Annotated in this window: 8 protein-coding genes and 1 pseudogene; 2 read left to right on the top strand and 7 right to left on the bottom strand. The window is 68.7% G+C overall.

Features of this window, described 5'->3' with window-relative positions:
* The first annotated feature begins 148 nt into the window (after window positions 1–148).
* Together BJF83_RS12110 and BJF83_RS12105 are read left to right on the top strand one after the other, a co-directional pair.
* Window positions 149–922: a L,D-transpeptidase gene (locus BJF83_RS12110; protein ID WP_075926362.1), complete on the top strand. Its 774-nt coding sequence runs from the start codon at window positions 149–151 to the stop codon at window positions 920–922.
* 108 nt (window positions 923–1,030) lie between these two features.
* Complete coding sequence (locus tag BJF83_RS12105) at window positions 1,031–1,459, top strand: hypothetical protein (RefSeq protein WP_075926361.1); 429 nt, start codon at window positions 1,031–1,033, stop codon at window positions 1,457–1,459.
* Between the two features lie 431 nt (window positions 1,460–1,890).
* Here BJF83_RS12105 and BJF83_RS28990 read toward each other — a convergent pair whose 3' ends face one another.
* The 7 genes and pseudogenes from BJF83_RS28990 to BJF83_RS31065 form a co-directional block, all read right to left on the bottom strand.
* Window positions 1,891–2,856, bottom strand: a complete 966-nt coding sequence (locus tag BJF83_RS28990; RefSeq protein WP_262391485.1) for an ATP-binding SpoIIE family protein phosphatase — start codon at window positions 2,854–2,856, stop codon at window positions 1,891–1,893.
* Window positions 2,775–4,331, bottom strand: a complete 1,557-nt coding sequence (locus BJF83_RS28985) for a PAS domain-containing protein (protein WP_262391484.1) — start codon at window positions 4,329–4,331, stop codon at window positions 2,775–2,777. The genes BJF83_RS28990 and BJF83_RS28985 overlap by 82 nt, the downstream gene beginning before the upstream one ends.
* Before the next feature lie 651 nt (window positions 4,332–4,982).
* Window positions 4,983–5,486: a flavin reductase family protein gene (locus tag BJF83_RS12095; RefSeq protein ID WP_262391483.1), complete on the bottom strand. Its 504-nt coding sequence runs from the start codon at window positions 5,484–5,486 to the stop codon at window positions 4,983–4,985.
* Between the two features lie 110 nt (window positions 5,487–5,596).
* Complete coding sequence (locus BJF83_RS12090) at window positions 5,597–6,397, bottom strand: ABC transporter permease (RefSeq protein WP_075926360.1); 801 nt, start codon at window positions 6,395–6,397, stop codon at window positions 5,597–5,599.
* 15 nt (window positions 6,398–6,412) lie between these two features.
* Window positions 6,413–7,216: an ABC transporter permease gene (locus BJF83_RS12085; RefSeq protein ID WP_262391482.1), complete on the bottom strand. Its 804-nt coding sequence runs from the start codon at window positions 7,214–7,216 to the stop codon at window positions 6,413–6,415.
* On the bottom strand, window positions 7,213–8,163 hold the full coding sequence (locus tag BJF83_RS12080) for an ABC transporter ATP-binding protein (protein ID WP_075926359.1): 951 nt from the start codon (window positions 8,161–8,163) through the stop codon (window positions 7,213–7,215). Before BJF83_RS12080 ends, BJF83_RS12085 begins: the two co-directional genes overlap by 4 nt.
* Window positions 8,164–8,195: 32 nt before the next feature.
* Window positions 8,196–15,509, bottom strand: a pseudogene (locus BJF83_RS31065) (amino acid adenylation domain-containing protein); the annotation flags it as partial.
* Window positions 15,510–15,526 lie beyond the last annotated feature (17 nt).

Genomic DNA, 15,526 nt, shown 5'->3' with positions numbered 1-15,526 from the left:
GGATCCCACACTGCGAGCACACAGGATCCACATATTCGTACGCCAAGGTTCATAACCGTCCGGCCGGGCGGAGACCGCGCCGGACGCGTCCCACACGCCTCCGGCGCGTCCCAGCGCGCCGGAGGCGACCCCCGCCAGACGAACCCGGATGGTTCCCATGCGTCGATTCCCACCGCTTCCGCGCCTGATTCGACCCGGATCGCGTGCGGCCCCGCCGCCCGTGGCGACGGTCGCGCTCCTGGTCGCCCTCACGGCGTGCTCGTCTCCCGCCTCGGACGAGGCGGGAGGGGATTCCCCCGCCGGACCCGTGGAAGCGGGGGTGACCGGGGCTGGGATCGTCACGGTCATCGGCGACTCGATCGACATCCGTACCGAGGCGGGCGGGGACGAGGTCCTCGACACGCTGGCGAACCCCAACGAGCTCGGTGCGGAGCGGACGTTCCTCGTCGAGAGCGTCGACGGCGAGTGGTTGGAGGTGCTCCTGCCGATCCGTCCGAACGGCAGCACCGGATGGGTGCGCAAGGACGAGGTGACGCTGACCAACACCGACTACCGCGTGGAGATCGACGTGACCGCGTTCGAGTTCACCGTCCTGGAAGGAGCGGAGGAGGTGCGCTCGGGGGTCATCGGCACCGGGGAGAGCGAGACGCCCACCCCGGAGGGCCGCTACTACTTCACCGAGCTGCTTCAGCCGCCGGACCCCGAGGGTCCCTACGGCCTCTACGCCTTCGGGCTCAGTGGGTTCTCCGAGACGTTGGAGACCTTCGCGGGCGGTCCCGGCCAGTTGGCGGTGCACGGCACCAACGACGAGGAGGCCCTGGGACGGCAGGTGAGCCACGGCTGCATTCGGGTCGCCAACGAGGACATCACCTGGATGGCCGAGAACCTGCCGATCGGCACCCCGGTCGAGATCTCCGCGTGAGGAGCGGTCCGGGCTCCGCGAATACGGGGGCGGAGCCGGGGCCGGAGGCGGGCGGAGACCGCTCCGCCCGCCGTGAACCACCACAGACACCACAACGAAAGGTCGATCATGCGACTGAAGCACGTGTTCCTCGCCGCCGGAGCCGCCGCGGTGACGCTCTTCGGGGCCTCGCCCGCTCTGGCCGACGACGGGGAGTCTCCCGTCCCGTCCCCCGCGCAGTCCGGGGCTCTGCCTCTTGGGCAGTCCGGGGCTCCGTCTCCCGCGCCCTCCCCCGCACCGAGCGAGGCTCCCGACGACAACTCCGACCCGAATACCTCCGACCAGGATGACCTGGAAGCGTGCTGGGTGGAGGTCCTGGAATACGCGAACATCCTCGGGGCGAACAGCGATGACTTCGCGGTCGAGGACCTGGAGGACTGCCAGGAGCTCATGATGGATCTCGAAGAGGAGGTCGAGTGGGCCGAGCAGGAGCGGAATGCCGCCGAGGCCGCCGGAGCGGCCAACCCCCTGCCCGCGGACCCCAACTACACCGGCTGACACCAGCCCCAGGAACCGGGGAACGCTGACTGGGGCGGGAGTCCTTGACGCGGCGCTTCCCGACCGTGGGACCCTCCGGCGGGGGTTGGGTCCCACACGCCCCCGGCGGCCCCGCGCGCCGGTCATACCAGCGGCCGCGGTGGTCCTCCGCCCATCCGGTCGCCGGGGGCTCTCCCCTCGCACGCGACACCCCTCCACCGACTTCGCCGTGCGGGTCCCGATCACCGGGTGCGGGAGCTGGCGGACCCTGCCGACCGAGGCGAACGGCCAACCGGCGGTCGCCGGGTACCTGTGGGACGACGGAGCGGGCGCGCACGCGGCCTGGTCGGTCACGGTGCTGACGCTCGACGGGGACCGCGTGTGCGCGCTGACGTCCTTCGTCGGGCGCGAGCACTCCGCGCTGCTCGAATTGCCCGAAGCCCTGCCCGGGCTCACTCCGCCGGACCCGACGAGGGCAGGAGCTGCTCGGCCCAGATCGTCTTCCCGGTCCCTGAGTGGCGACTGCCCCATCGATGGGTGAGCTGGGCGACGATGAAGAGGCCGCGGCCCCCCTCGTCGAAGACCCGGGCGCGACGCAGGTGCGGGGCGGCACTGCCGGTGTCGGAGACCTCGCAGATGAGTGTCGCGTCCCGGATCAGCCGTAGCCGGATGGGCGGGTTGCCGTACCGAATGGCATTGGTGACCAGCTCACTCACGATGAGTTCCGTGGTGAGGACGCAGTCCTCCAGGCCCCAGGCCGCCACCTGGCCGCACGCCAGTTCCCGGGCGTGTTGGACGACCGCGGGATCCGTCGACAGATCCCAGGTGGCGACCCTGTCGCTGTGCAGGGCCCGGGTCCGGGCCAGGAGCAGGGCGACATCGTCCTCGGGACGGTGGCGCGCGACGTTGCGCAGAGCCCTGTCGCACACTTCCTCCAGGGAGGGCAGGGACCCGGAGAGGGCGTCTCGGAGCCGGGCGTATCCGGCGTCCTGGTTGTGATCGTGCGTCTCGACCAGGCCGTTGGTGTAGAGGGCGAGGACGCTGCCTTCCGGGATGTCGAACTCCACGACCTCGAAGGGCAGACCACCGATCCCCAGGGGAGGCCCGGCCGGTACGTCTTCGAGGTAGCGGACGTTGCCGTCCGGGTAGGTCAGGGCCGGAACGGGGTGCCCCGCCCTGGCCATGGAACACCGCTGGGAGACCGGGTCGTAGACGGCGTACAGGCACGTGGCTCCCACCTCGCCCGTGGTCTCCCCCGACCAGGCGTCGAACCGCGGGCCCTCGGAGTCCAGACGCAACACCAGGTCGTCCAACTGGGTGAGCAGCTCATCGGGTGTCAGGTCCACGTCGGCCAGTGTGCGCACCGCCGTGCGCAGCCGGCCCATGGTGGCGGTGGCGTGGATGCCGTGACCGACCACGTCACCCACCACGAGCGCCACCCGCGCCCCCGACAGCGGGATGACGTCGAACCAGTCGCCGCCGATCCCGGCATGGGAACGCGCGGGCACATAGCGGGACGCCACGTCCACGGCCCGCTGCGCGGCACCCGGCGGGGGAGCAGACTGCGTTGGAGGGCGAGGGCGGTGGCCCGCTCGTTCGTGTAGCGGCGTGCGTTGTCCATGCTCAGCGCCGCACGGGCGACCACTTCGCGAGCGAGGAGCAGATCATCCTCATCGAACGGGTCCGCGGTGCGATGGCGGGCGAAGATCGCCACTCCGAGTGTCAGGGAACGGGCCCGTACGGGCACCACGAGCAGTGAGTGGATGCCGTGGTCCCTGATGCTCCGGGCGCGGGCCGGCGAGCCCGAGGCCCACCAGGTCAGGTTCTGCTCGTCGACCCGGTGCAGCGAGGCCTGTCCGCTGGCGAGCGCGAGCGCGGGTGGCGACCCCTCGGGGTAGGTGTAGGCCGTTCCGACCCGGACGACCGCCTCAGGGCACCCGTGGAGGACGGACCGCTGGGCGGCACGGCGGAAGAGGGGATGCTCACCGGGCGGCCCCGGGATCGGCTCGTCCCCGTGCAGGACGCCGTCGAGCAGGTCCACGATGGCGAGGTCGGCGAAGTGGTCGGTGGCGATGACCGTCAGCTCGTCCGCCGTGCGGGCGACGTTGAGCGCCGTGCCGATCCTGAACCCCGCGTCGTTGAGGATGCCCAGCCGGTGTCTGGCCAGGAACTGCGCGGTGGCGTCCATGGCGGCCATCGACATCGCGCGTACGCGGCCGGACTGATCCCTGACGGGATAGAGGGTCAGCAGCCACGCGTGCTCGCGTGCCTCCCCCGGGGTGCGAAGACTGGTTTCGTAGAGCACCTCCTCTCCCGCGTTCAGCACGCGATCCACGAATTCGGGGATCCGGGCCAGACCCTCCACGCCCGGCCCGGGTGCCCGTTCCCCCGCGCTCGGGCCGAGCAGCTCCCGTTCGCTCAGGCCCATCGCCCGCTCAGTGGCCGGGTTGGCCGCGATCGTCGCACCGCGTCGGTCGAAGAGCGCCATCGGCAGCGGGATCTGTTCCAGGGCCCAGCGCTTGAGCACGCCGACGTCGGGTTCGGAGTCGTCCGTGCCATGGTCGGCGGTGGGCCGGGGCCCGTCGAACGTCAGGAGCCATCCGCCCCCGCCGACCGCGTCGAACGTGGGGTACGCGCTCATCCTCAGGTCGTGTGTGCGGCCGTCCTTGCGCCGGACCGCGATCCGCCCGTTCCAGGGGCCCGGGCCCTCACGGTCCCAGGGCAGGGGCGGCGCCGGATCCCCGGCGAGCAGGTCGGCCGCCGGGTGACCGACCACCTCCCCAGGCTCGTATCCGAGGACCCGGTGCGCCCCGGTGCTCCACGCGGTCACGACGCCTCGACCGTCCAACGTGAGAAAGGTCGGTTCGACCGAGGCGGCCCCTTCACGGTCCATCGGCGCTTCCTCCCCACGTGCGGCCGCGACCTACGGCCCGCAGGGTGCGTCTCGCGGCTCTTTTTCCAGCTTGCGCCCTCTCCAAGCTGGTGACAAGCAGGTACGTGCCGGTTGGGGACGCGGGGGCTCAGGCACGGGGCGTGCGCCCCTACACGGAGCGGGGGTGTGATGGGCCTGTCCTCGCCTGACCGGCGGGGTGAGGTGACAGGGCTCGTTCAAGATCCGCCGTCGCGGAGACAGTCCAGCTCAGGGCGGTTACGACCGAATACGCAAGCAGGACCGGGCTTGGTGATCTTTGTGGTGTCCAGCCGCGTGATCCCGAAGGTCTTCCGTGCCTGCTCTCCCATCATCCCCGATCCCGGCCCTGCTCGCGAAGCTCCGGCCACTCGACGTCGACACCATCACCGACCTGCGCCCTACCTGGCCACGGTCCCCCCATGTCCTGCTGAGTGGCCGTGTCGCCGCCGAGTTGGAACACGGATGTGCACACGACCCGGATGTCTATCTTGCGGCCATACTCGCCCGAGCGTGGAGAACGCGAAAAGACAGGGCCATCATGTCAGGGTTCCCGGAACTGAGCTTCAGCTCCATCGAAATGGCTCTGTGTCGCAGAAGTACCCCTGATCGTGTCCATGGCTCCCTGGTAAAAGATCAAAGGCTCGCAGGTTCTTCCTGTACGCCGAGCTCCACGACTTCACCCAGGATGATAACGTGGTCACCACCACTCTTTTTGTCGACCAACCGACAGGTCAGGAACGCCAGTGACTTGCTAAGGATCGGTACTTCCTCCCTGGTCCAGTGTCGCGTAACCTCCTCGGCCGGTGGACGGTTCCGGCTCGCGAACATCCGTGCCAGCGCCTCCTGCCGATCCGTCAGGAAGTTCACCGCGAAGCTGCGGGACCTTTCCAAGGCAGGGAGAGATGAGGAGTCCTTGCGCAGGCAGAAGAGTATGAGGGGAGGATCAAGGGACACTGAGGTGAATGAATTTACCGTGACACCCGAAATTCCCGTAAACCCCCTGAATGTGACGACCGTAACCCCGGTGGCGAAGTGCCCACAAACCCTCCGCAGTTCGCTCTCGTCAATCTGCTTCTGCCCTGGGGGCGCATGGTGGGCGGATGGTTGTCCGGAAGACACGCATATCCTTTCGCCCATCCCATGGGATGGGAAAGCTTAGAAACGGTCACTTCGTCACCATGCCGGGTATCGCGTGCCCGCGTGACGAAGCTCAGCCGACTGGGAGCGAAGGACCGGGAGTCCTTTCCTCACCCCACGAGGGCGTTTCCCCTCCTCGCGGCGGAGAAGTTCCTGCGGAACAGGAGCAGTGAGAGGAGGAACCAGGCGGCTCCGGACAGAAGGGTGCGGGCCGTGTGCACGGTGACCTCCGCCGCGGGCGCGCCCCCCTCAAGTCCACGTACCGCTTCCAGACCGTGCGTCATGGGGATTGTCTGGGCGGCCCACTGGACAGCGGGCGGCCAGAAGTCCACCGGAACCACCGTCCCACAGAAGCAGCTCACCCATACGGTGACGACCGCGCTCATGACGTTCCGCGCCCCGGGATAGAGCATTGCGAAGGAACCGACCACCAGAGCGAAACAGTAGGTCGACAAGGAGGCGAGTAGTACGAGTAGGAGTAGGAGGACGATCTGCACCGGCGTCCAGCTCAGGTCGAAGAAGAAGGACAGCGTCAGGATCGCCACGGAGGTCGTCACCGTGGCGGACAGGGGCCACATCACACTCCGGCCGAAGTAGAAGAACCCCGGTTCCACGGGTGAGCCGACCAGTAGGGGCAGGGTGCCCGCCGTCGTCCGGTCCCAGGTCGACGAGGCCGACGTCATCAGCGTCTCGGCCACGCAGGCCATCATGGCCGCACCGATGATCACGAAGACGACGTAGTCGGAGTCGCCGACCATGTGGCCGATCATGCTGTAGAAGGCGACCTGACACACGATACGCACGAGCCAGGCCCCCAGCCATGTACGCCATGTGTAGAAGGCCTTGAAGTCGGCTATGGCGACGACCATTCCCTGGGCGACCGCTCTCGCGGCCTGCACGGGCTGAAGCATGTGGGATCGGCCCCTTCATTCCTTGGACAGCGCGCCGAGCTGCCGTGCTCGGTGGAGAAACCAGACGATGGACAGCAGCCCGAAAGCGAGCGAAGCGGCTCCGAGCAGGAGCAGCATCGCGAAATGGAGGCCCGCGTTCTCCACCGGCTCCGGTGAGGCCGAGGCTCGGAGGAGGTCGGCGCTCCACGACAGGAAGACCAGCCTGCTGATCCCCTCCAACCAGCCGGGGAACAGGGAGACCGGCACGATGACGCCGCCGAGCAGGTACACGGGGAAGGAAAGGGTGTTCTGCACGATCCGGGCCCCCAGCGTGAGCACGAAGGCCGATGACAGGGCCGTGGCGGCGGCGGCCGTGGCCAGGGCGGTCAGGAGCAGCGCTCCGGCGAACACGCCCGGATGGTGGATCGGCATCCAGTAGCCGAAGGCGAGCCCGGCCGACACATAGGACATCGCAAAGGAGGGGAGCCCCAGCAGCATGCAGGCGCACAGACGGCCGAAGACCAGCATGGGGAACGACGTGGGTGAGGCGAGCAACAGCTCCAGCCGTCCGTTCTCCCGGTTCGCGCTGATCATTTCCCCGGAGAACGACAGGGCGGCCGTCCACAGGGTCATCAGCATGGGCGCGATGACGGCGTGGGTGTTCAGATCGGATCGCCCCGAGTACTCCATGATCGACATGTAGAGCAGGGCGAAGAACGGTGCGGTGATGAGGGCGAAGTAGGTCTCGGCTTGCCCGCGCATGGTCACGATCTGGAACTCGAACCCGGTCCAGAAGCCGGTCAGAAGGGTGAGCCTTCGTTTCGTCAGATGTTCCGTCATTGGGCGACAGTCATCCCTCTCCGGCCAATGAGGTGCAGGTAGACCTCTTCCAGGGACGGTCGGCTCCGGGTGATGTCCGTGATTCCCGCCTCGATCACCAGCATCAGGACATCGCGTACGGCCTCGCCGAACTCGGCTTCGATCCTGGTGAGTCCAGGTTCCGTCTCGGTGACGCTGGAGACACCGGGAATGTGTGCTGCCCGCCGCCTCAGCGTGTCGGTCATACCGCGCACATCGATGCGCTCCTGGGAGGAGACGATGTTCCCGATCACGTCCGGGCTCTCGGTCAGCGCCAGTTCACCGTTGTCGATGAAGGAGACCCGATCGCTGAGCTCGGCGGCCTCGGGCATGTCGTGCGTGGTCATCAGCACGGTGTGGCCGTCCGCGCGGAGCTCACGTACCAGGTCACGGAAGTCCCTTGCTGCGACCGGGTCCATCCCGACGGTCGGTTCGTCCAGGATCAGCACGGCGGGTGAGGAGACCAGGCCCCGGGCTAGATGTAGGCGCTGCTTCATACCCCGAGAGAAACCCTGGACCGCCTCGTCGGCGCGCTGGGCCAGGCCGACCCTGTCGAGCAGTTCGGTCACCCGCCGGCGGCGCTGCGCTCGGCCCAACTCGTACATCGAGGCCCAGAAGTTCAGGTTCTGCCTGGCGGTGAGCTGATTGTAGAGTCCCCGGTCTCCCCCGAAGACGACGCCGAGACACTTCTTCACTCGATGGTGCTCCTTGGCGACATCATGGCCCATGACCCTGACCGAGCCCGAGGTCGGCAGCAGCACGGTGGACAGGATCCGGCAGAGGGTGGTCTTGCCTGCTCCGTTGGGGCCGAGCAGGCTGTGCACCTCTCCCTGAGGGATGGTGAGATTGACGTCCTTGAGCGCGATGTGGTCCGGTTTTCCCTTGACCTCGTAGGAGCGGTTGAGCCCCTGGATCTCGATCGCCTTCACTGGGGGCCTCTTTCTTGTCGGGGAGGGGGCGTTCATGTGTTCTCTCCGGGCCTTGTCGTCCCCTGACACAGCCGTGGCGTGAGCGTCCGAGCGATCAGTGACTGGGCGTCGGCTCCCATGAGGTCGAAGTGCGCGTACGGCAGCGCTCGGACGTCGATTGCTCCTTCCACATGGGGCTTCCACAGACCGGGTGTGAGCCACGTGGGCCGGTCGTCCTCCCGGGAGGCGAAGAACAGCGTGTCCCCCCGGAACACCTTGGGAAGGAAGTGTTCACCGATCCGAAGGTTGTTGTTCGTGACGGCCTCGATCCGGGAGAGGCGGTCCGTTCCCATCTCCCGTGCCATGTCCGCGGACAGGTGCATCCTGGTCAGTTCGGAGGCGTCGCCCGCCCCACCGGCGAGGGAGAACACCCTGCCCAGGGGATAGGAGTCCACGAGGGCGAGCAGGGAGACCTTCTCGCCCAGCGCTTGGAGCCGGGTGGCCATGGCGTGTGCGACGTTTCCGCCGAAGGACCACCCCAGAAGCTGGTAGGGACCCTGGGGCTGGATCCGGCGCAGGTGTCCCAGATAGTCGTCCGCCATCTCCTCGACGCTGGTCGATGGAGTGCAAGCCGCGTCCAGGCCCGACGCCTGAAGCCCGTAGACGGGAGTGCTCGCGGGCAGGTGGCGTGTGAGCCCCGCGTAACTCCAGCCGAGCCCGGTCACGGGGTGGACGCAGAACAAGGGGTTCCCCTCCCCGCGCCGGAACGGCACCACCGCCGCGAACGGATCCTCCCCGGGTTCGCCGTGGGGGAGTCCGAGCAGTCCGGCGACGGTACGTCCCCGCATGAGGTCCTGGACGGTGAAGTCCAGCCCCGTCACACCGCGGATCCGGTTCGTGAGGCGGACCGCCAGGAGGGAGTGTCCTCCCAGGGCGAAGAAGTCGTCGTCGGGGCTGACCCGTTCGGTGCCCAACACCTCCGCGAAGAGCTGGCACAGCGTCTGCTCTCGCGGAGTCCGCGGCGTTGTGGGGGAACCGGTGGGGGACCGGACACACCGGGGAGTGGGAAGGGCGTCGCGGTCGAGTTTGCCGCTCGGGCTGAGTGGAACTTCGTCGATACGCACGTACTCGGTGGGAACCAGGTACGAGGGCAGCCGTTGCGAGGTGTGACGGCGCAGTAACCCCGCGTCGAAGCGCTCCTTCGGGACCAGAGTGTAGGCGACCAGGTGGGGGATGCCCGTGGCGCTGTCATGGAGCAGGACGGAGGCGTGTTCAACGTCCGGGTGCTTCGCCAGGACCGAGGCGATCTCACCGGGTTCGATCCGGACACCGCGCAGCTTCACCTGGTCGTCCGACCTGCCGCCGAACACCAGATGCCCGGAGGAGTCCCAGTGGCCCAGGTCGCCGGTGCGGTACATCCTGGAACCGGGAGGGCCATAGGGGTCGGCGACGAAGCGCTCCGAGGTGAGCCCTGGCTGTCCCAGGTAGCCGCGGGCCACCTGGGCGCCCGACAGGTAGATCTCCCCCCGCGCGAAGGGCGGCACCGGTCGCAGGGACCCGTCGAGGACGTACACGAAGGTCCCGCCGAGAGCGGTGCCCAGCCGCGGAACCGGCCGGGTGTCCAACGCGCAGGTGGTGGCGTTGACGGTGGTCTCGGTGGGGCCGTAGACGTTGTACGCCCTCACCCCGTCGGCGGCCCTCAACGCGTCCCACAGGCGCTGATCCACCGGCTCGCCGCCCAGCAGGACGACGCGGGGACCCCGGGGGTTCAGAAGCAGCCCGGAGGCGAAGAGCTGAGCCGCGTACGTCGGAGTGGAGTCCACGAGGTCCACATCGTTTTCGACCAGGTACTCCGCGTAAGCATCGGGGTCCATTCGAACCTCCTCCGCGACGACGTGGAGTTCGTGCCCCGAGACCAGGGCCGCCACCCCTTGCCAGGAGGCGTCGAAGGTCATCGCGGCTGTCAGGGACACGCGTAGCCTTCGGCGCCCCAGGCTCCGCGCTCCAGGGGCGAAGACCAGCTCCTCCATCTCGGCGAGCAGGTTCGCGAGGTGGCGGTGCTCCACCACCACCCCCTTGGGGCGCCCGGTCGAACCTGACGTATGGATCACGTAGGCGGCGTGGTCGGGTCGCGGAGCGGACTCCTGCCCCACCGGACCCGGCACGCGGTTCGGTGTTCGCGCGAGGTCGGCGCGCGTGCCCGGTGCGTCGAGGGTGATGCGCGCGATGTCCGGAAGGCTCGGGTCCGGCAGCGCGTGGTCGGTCAGGTCGATGAGCGCGACCGCCTCCGCGGCTTTGAGGATGTCCTCGTTACGTGAAGCCGGGTGGAAGGGGTCCAGGGGCACGAACACCCCTCCCGCGGCCAGGACCGCGAGCAGAGCGACGAGCTGGAGGTCGGACCGGGGTAGTAGCACGCCGACCCTGAGTTCGGGGCCGATCCCGCGCTCGACCAGGAGGTCGGCGAGTCGGTCGACCCTCTCACCCAGCTCCGCGTACGTCAGACGGGTGTCTTTGTGGACGAGGGCGATGTCGTCCGGGGCGTTGTCGACGAGATCACGCAGGGCCTGCGGTAGCAGGTGCGGTACCTCCCGGGAGGACGGTTCCCCGTATCCGACGGTGTCCTGCGGCCCGATCTCGTCCAGAGGACGCTCCGGGTCCGTGCACAGGTCGAAGAGCAGTCGACGGAACTCGCTCGCGATGCCCTCGGCGGTCTCCGGTTGGAACAGCTCGGCGCAGTAGACCATGTGGCATTCCAGGCCCTTCCCGTCCCGCTGCTCGACGAAGTCGAAGGACAGGTCGAACTTGGCCGCGCCCAGGCGGGTGGCCTTCGGCGTCACCATGGCGTCGCCGAGGGCGGAACGGTCTCGCGGCACCCCCGAGCACGTCACCATCGTCTGGAACAACGGGTTCCGACTCAGCTCACGGGTAGGGGCGAGGAGTTCGACGATCCGGTCGAAGGGCACGTCCTGGTGTGCGAAGGCCGCGAGACCCCTGTCCCGAACCCTGCGCACCAGTTCCCGGAAGCTCGGTGTCTCTGAGAGGTCGGTACGGAGCACGACCGTGTTGACGAAGTAGCCCACCATGTCGTTGAGCGACTCGTCGGTCCGTCCGGCCACCGGCGTCCCCAGCGGTATGTCGGTTCCGCCGCTGATCCGACCGAGGAAACCGGCCACGGCGGCCTGGACCACCATGAGCAGTGAGGTGCTTTCCCGGCGTGCCAGGGTGTTCAGGCGTGTGAGGGTCTCCTCGTCCCAGCGGATCGTGATCGCCTCAGCGGTGAGCCGCGGTCCCTGGGGCCTGGCGTGGTCGTAGGGCAGGGCCAACTCCTCGGGAAGGCCCTCCAGGGTCCTGGCCCAGAAGTCCAGTTGTCGCCGGGCCAGGTCGGTGGGCCGGTCCTCAGGGCCGAGGAGTCTGTAGTGCCAGGCCGCGTAGTCCGCGTAGCTGAAGGGCAGCGGGGCCCTGTCCGCCGCGCGCCCGGCTGTGCGGCGGCCGTATGCCGACGCCAGGTCCTCCCAGAAAGGTTCAAGGGACCATCCGTCGAACGCGATGTGGTGGAAGACCAGGGAGAGGACGTGGTCATCCTCACCGCTGCGGAAGAGCACGGCCCGCAGCGGAACGTCCCGTGCCAGGTCGAACTCGCGGTTGCTCTCCTCGTGTAGTAGCGCGGGGACGTCCTCGGACTTGGCGGCTACCACGGCCAGGAGCGGTTCGGGCAGGGAACCGGGGTCGAGGACCACGGGAGCGGGTTCTTCCTGGTGTCCCGGATACAGGGTTCTCAGGGCGTCGTGGCGCGTCACGACGTCGCGGACGGCCAGTTCCACGGCCGTGTCGTCCACGGAGCCTGACAACCGCACCGCGAAGGGCACGTTGTAGGCCGCACGGAAGCCGTCGAGTTGCTGGAGAAACCACAGTCCCCGCTGGGCGGGGGCGAGGACGGGCCTTTCGTCCCGTGTCGCGGCGCGCAGCCGCGGACGGGTGCTCCGAGTCTCCTCGGCCTCGGACAGCCGTGCCGCCAGTGCCGCGGGTGTGGGCGATTCGAACACGTCCTGGATCCTCAGTTCGAGCCCCAGCGTGCCGCGGATCCGGCTGATCAGCCGCATGACCAGGAGGGAGCTGCCACCGCTGGCGAAGAAGTCCTGCTCCACGCGGACGCTCTGCGTGCCGAGGATCTCCGCGAACAGATCGCACATCGCCTCCTCCACGGCATCGCGTGGTGGACGCGTCTCCGCGGCGGCGGGGTCCGCGACGGGATCGGGAAGCGCCTGTCGGTCGATCTTCCCGTTGGCCGTCAACGGGATCTCGTCGAGGACGACGACCACGGAGGGAACCATGTAGGCGGGCAGCAGTCCTCGGGTGAACTCCAGCACGTCGGTGTCCCGCGGAGCGGGTCCGCTGTCGGCCGTCACATATCCGACCAGCATGCCGTCGGCCGCCCGCGCCTTCCGGATCACGGCCACCGCCCGGCCCACGAGGGGGTGCCGGGTGAGCACGTCCTCGACCTCGGACAGCTCCAACCGGAAGCCGCGCACCTTGACTTGGTGGTCGCTTCTGCCCAGGAAGGTGATCTGCCCGTCCTCCCCCTGTCTGACCAGGTCGCCGGTGCGGTACATGCGCTCACCGGGTGATCCGAAGGGACACGCCACGAACCGTTCCGCGGTGAGGGCCGGGCGGCCGAGGTAGCCGCGGGCCAGGCCGGCGCCCGCGATGTAGAGCTCGCCCGGAACTCCCGGAGGGACTGGACGGAGCAGTCCGTCGAGCACGTGGACGCGCATGTTGTCCAGTGGCGAGCCGATGGGCAGGGAGGCCGCCGGCACCGCGGCTCGGTCCACCCGATAGGAGGTGGCGAAGGTCGTGGTCTCCGTCGGCCCGTAGCCGTTGACCACGGTGGTGTCCGGGCAGTGATCCAGCACGTTCCGCACGGCGGAGGGGGGAACGACGTCGCCGCCAGCCCAGACCTCCCGGAGCCGTCCGAACGCCTGAGGAGCCAGGTCCGCCACCAGTTGGAAGAGTCCGGAGGTCAGCCACGCCGCCGTGATGCCCGTCCGGTCCAGCAGTGAGGTCAGTGCCTCCAGGTCCAGGTCCCCCGCTGGACCGACGACGACCCGGCCGCCCGACAACAGCGGAACCCAGAGCTCGTAGGTCGAGGCGTCGAAGGCCAGGGGGGAGTGCAGCAGGACCCGCTCATGCGCTCCGTTGGCCCACCGCTGGTCCGCGATCAGTTCGGCGATGTTCCTGTGGGTGACGGCGACGCCCTTGGGCACGCCAGTCGACCCGGACGTGTGGATCACGTACGCGAGACTGTCGGGCAGCACGCGGTGGGGAAACGGCACCTTCCCGTCGTCCCCGTCCCCGCCCTCGTCCGCGTCGGGATCTTCGACGACGTACACGGGGGTTCCCAGACGGGCGGCCCGGTCAGCGTTGGCGGGATCGGTGATCAACAGGCGTGTGCCGGACTCAGACAGGATGTGTCGGAGCCGTGCGTCAGGGTCGGCGGTGTGCAGGGGAACATACACTCCACCGGCCTTGAGGACCGCGAGCGGCGCGGCGACCATGAAGGGTGACCGGTCCAGGAGAAGGGCCACCCGCTCCTCGGTCGCCACACCCCGGACGCGCAGGACGTCGGCCAGCCGGTCCGTCCAGTGCTCCAGCTGCGCGTAACTCACCTCATCGTCGCCACAGGAGACGGCGATCGCCTCGGGAGTTCTCCTGGCCTGCTCACCGAACAGCTCGGGAACCGTCAGGTCGGGTACGCGACGCGAGGCACCGCGTCCCGTTTCGAGCGCCCTCTCCCGCTCGTCGGCGGTGAGAAGGTTGAGCGCTCCGACCGGAGCGTCGGCTTCGGACACGGCCGCTGTCAGGAAGCCTGCCAGCCAGGCGGCCAGTCGGTCCACGGTGGACGGGTCGTACAGGTCGGTACTGGCCTCCAGACGCAGCCTCAACCCACAGGGTGGACCGTCCTTTCCCCGCTGCTCGGTGAAGGTCAGGGTCAGGTCGAACTTCGCGGCCGCCAGGGTGGTCGGTTCCTGCCAGCAGGACAGGTCGCCCATGTCGAAGGAGCCCCCGTGGTCCTCCTGGAACAGGACCATCGTCTGGAAGAGGGGATGCCTGGACAGCGCCCGAGGGGGGTTGAGCGACTCGACGATGCGCTCGAAGGGGAGGTCGTGGTGGTCGTACGCGGCCAGGCTGGTCTCCCGTACCCGGCCGAGCAACGTGCGGAAGTCCGGGTCCCCGGACGTATCGATGCGCAGTACCTGGGTGTTGACGAAGAAGCCGACCATGTCGCTGAGGGCCTCGTCCACCCGGGTGGTCACCACACCGCCGAGCGGGATGTCGGTCCCGGCTCCGATCCTGCTGAGGAAGGCCGCCACGGCGGCACGCAGGAGCATGACGGGGCTGACGTTCTCCGCGCGGGCCAGCTCGTTGAGCAGACGGTGTGTCTCGGCGTCCACCGCGAGGTCCCGCACGTGGGCCCGGAAGGAGGGCTCGGCTGGTCTGGGACGATCCGTGGGCAGGTCAAGCTCGGTCGCAGGGCGGTGAGGGCGGTGCGCCAGTACCGCAGCTGCCGGTTCGCCAGGCTGTCGGGATCCTCCTCGTTCCCCAGTACCCCGTGGTGCCAGACCGCGTAGTCGGCGTAGGTGACGGGGAGAGAGGTCAGGGACGGCGCCTCTCCGACGAGTTGTGCTTCGTAGGCGGCGATCAGATCACGTCTGAGCGGTGCCAGTGACCAGCCGTCACCGGATATGTGGTGCACGAGAACCAGGAGCACGTGTTCGTCGGGGCCGAGGTGGAACAGCCAGGAACGGAAGGGGGGCTCCGTGGTGAGGTCGAACCGGTGGTGCACGGCCGCATCAAGCGCGGCCGACAGTTCCTTCTCCGTTACCTCCACCTGGACCGGTGCGGGATCGCAGCGGTCCTCGGGGACGGTCCTTCGATGGGGGACGCCCTCGCGTTCGAAGAACTCGGTGCGCAGCGCGTCGTGTCGGACCATGACGTCGTGGAGCGCCCGCCGCAGTGCGTTGACGTTCAGGTCTCCTGACATCCTGAGGGCGATCGGGATGTTGTAGGTGGAGTTGGGGCCCTCCGCCTGGGCAAGGAACCACAGTCTCTGCTGCGCCGGGGAAAGCGGACCCTCCTCCTGGCCGATCGCTCTCAGCGGAGGCCGCGTGTGCCCCTCCGACTCCAGCAGCGCTGCCAGGGCCGCCGGGGTGGGATGGTCCAGGACGTCGCGGATCCTCAGATCGGCGCCCAGGGAGGAACGGATCCGGGCGGTCAGCCGGGTGACCAGGAGGGAGTGTCCGCCGAGGTCGAAGAAGTCGTCGTTGCGGCCGACCCGCTCCGCGCCCAGTGCCTGGGCGAACACACGGCAGACCACCTCCTCACGGGG

Source organism: Nocardiopsis sp. CNR-923 (assembly GCF_001942255.1).
Taxonomy (GTDB): domain Bacteria; phylum Actinomycetota; class Actinomycetes; order Streptosporangiales; family Streptosporangiaceae; genus Nocardiopsis.
Note: the sequence above shows the minus strand (reverse complement) of the source record. Positions and strands in the feature narration are given on the sequence as shown.

Bases quoted from the DNA above. Each gene is read 5' to 3' on its own strand.
- BJF83_RS12110 (WP_075926362.1), top strand. From the start codon at position 149: ATGGTTCCCATGCGTCGATTCCCACCGCTTCCGCGCCTGATTCGACCC.
- BJF83_RS12105 (WP_075926361.1), top strand. From the start codon at position 1,031: ATGCGACTGAAGCACGTGTTCCTCGCCGCCGGAGCCGCCGCGGTGACG.
- BJF83_RS28985 (WP_262391484.1), bottom strand. From the start codon at position 4,331: ATGGACCGTGAAGGGGCCGCCTCGGTCGAACCGACCTTTCTCACGTTG.
- BJF83_RS12095 (WP_262391483.1), bottom strand. From the start codon at position 5,486: ATGGGCGAAAGGATATGCGTGTCTTCCGGACAACCATCCGCCCACCAT.
- BJF83_RS12090 (WP_075926360.1), bottom strand. From the start codon at position 6,397: ATGCTTCAGCCCGTGCAGGCCGCGAGAGCGGTCGCCCAGGGAATGGTC.
- BJF83_RS12085 (WP_262391482.1), bottom strand. From the start codon at position 7,216: ATGACGGAACATCTGACGAAACGAAGGCTCACCCTTCTGACCGGCTTC.